General features: G+C 46.8%; 1 protein-coding gene. It reads right to left on the bottom strand.

Annotated elements, in window-relative coordinates:
- A partial coding sequence (locus WBA23_RS13200; protein WP_424582745.1) for a hypothetical protein occupies positions 1-1,764 on the bottom strand: 1,764 nt, incomplete at both ends.

Below are 1,764 nucleotides of genomic sequence, written 5' to 3'. Positions count from 1 at the left end.
GCCTTGTCCTCCGTCTAGCTGAAAAGGGTTCGCGTTGTAGCGGATAATTTGCCGTTCAGCAGCGGGTAAGAGTTCGGCAGTTTCCTGCTTACGGAAGTTAGGTTCTAACATGGTTAAATCCTGGCGGTGGGAGTTTTTAGTATCGTATCGGATGAGGTCCATTGGATAATCTCGCAAGAACCAAAGGGTGGCTTCACTATCAAATGAGCCTTCGGTAGCGTAACTAATTAAATTCCAAACCGGATTTTTCTCGGGTCGCTCAATCTCCCAGTGATTGCGGATAGCCTGCTCGTACTGCTGTTTCAGTTCATCGGTAAACGCATGGCGATGGATCACCCAGTAGGTAAGAAATGCCATTTCATCGTCGGAGTGGTTCCAGCCGCCTCCGCCCATATCGTGACCTTGGTGTACGTAGCCTGGAGTGGGGGCAATGGTGTTCAAATCGATCATGATGTTATCCAAGTAGCCGTGTTCTTCCATCATTCGGTACGCTTCATCTTTAAACCGCTCTTTGCCGGTGAGATCATACGCTAACTGTAGTCCGGCGATCAGTGTTAAACTACCTAGGCGACGATCGCGAATAGTAGGTGGGTACCAGTTAATATATTCCGGGTTCCAACGCCCCCACAGGGTGGGTTCACCGTCTACATCTACAAAGTAGTAATCATTATCAACCAAGTGAGTGACAATGGCATCAATAAAATTGGCTACTCGTTGTTCATCCTCCGCACTTTCGGTCAGGAATTCATCCATCAGTGAAGCAATATAAATGTAGGCCACAAACTCATCGCTGCTGGTATGCCCTTTCCATTCCCAAGCTGAATCCGGCGAAGGTCGCCAACGAACTAAATCAGAAACCTTATAGTCTTTTCGCTCAAAAGTACGGGAAGGAAAACCTTTTAGAGGATTAATAGAGAGTAGCCGCTCGTAGGCTTCAAAGGCTTCCCAAGCATTACGTCGGGCTTTAGGTTCCTGGGTTACGGCGTAGCGATACGCTTGACTACCCAAGTAGAAGGCTGACCAAAGACCATCGTTGTCGGTATCAATCATTTCGGCCGTAGTAATATTACCGGATTCAGCCAAGCGCATTTCAGCAATAAATCCGTACCGGATATGGCGTTGCCGAATCTTTCTTCCAAAATACTGCGCTTTCTTAGCTAATGTGATTGGCTGAAAATCCACTTTATTCAGACCGCTAGAAGATAGTAAGTAAACGTCTCCTTCACTATCGATTGCAACATCAATTACTTCATCCTGATCTAGCCAGCGCTGGGAGGCGAAATAGCGAAACGAAGTATCGGTTTGTTGCCAAGCACCTTGGGGAGTAGCGGCCCATAATCCGTTAGAGGTGGATAGTAAAGCATTAATCTTCGGTACCGGAATCCGACTGACCAGTGGGGTAGTTTCGGAAGCATCGGTCCGAGAAATACCGTAGTAGCCGTTATCAGTTCCAACCATCAATTCGTCGTCCCGGAAGGCTATACAATTTACTTCTTCATCACCGTAAAATATCTTCCACTGCGTATCGACTAGTTGATAAATGCCCGAATTAGTGAGTGCGTAGAATTGACCGTTTTGGCATTGAATAGATTGTATTTCAGCATCTAAATCGTCAATGATCTTCCAATCATTGTTGCGATAAAGAGCAGACTGTTGATCACCCGGTACCAATACATCACCAACTCGGTTTACCGCTAGTTGATGATACTGGCCTTCGGGCAAAAAGGCGTAAGGTTTACCCGCGTGGGCGTTGGTCAGAAACTG

The organism is Tunicatimonas sp., assembly GCF_049647865.1.
In the GTDB taxonomy this organism is placed as follows: Bacteria; Bacteroidota; Bacteroidia; order Cytophagales; family Cyclobacteriaceae; genus Tunicatimonas.
The sequence above is the reverse complement of the archived record's forward strand: the minus strand, read 5'-3'. Positions and strand labels throughout refer to the sequence as shown.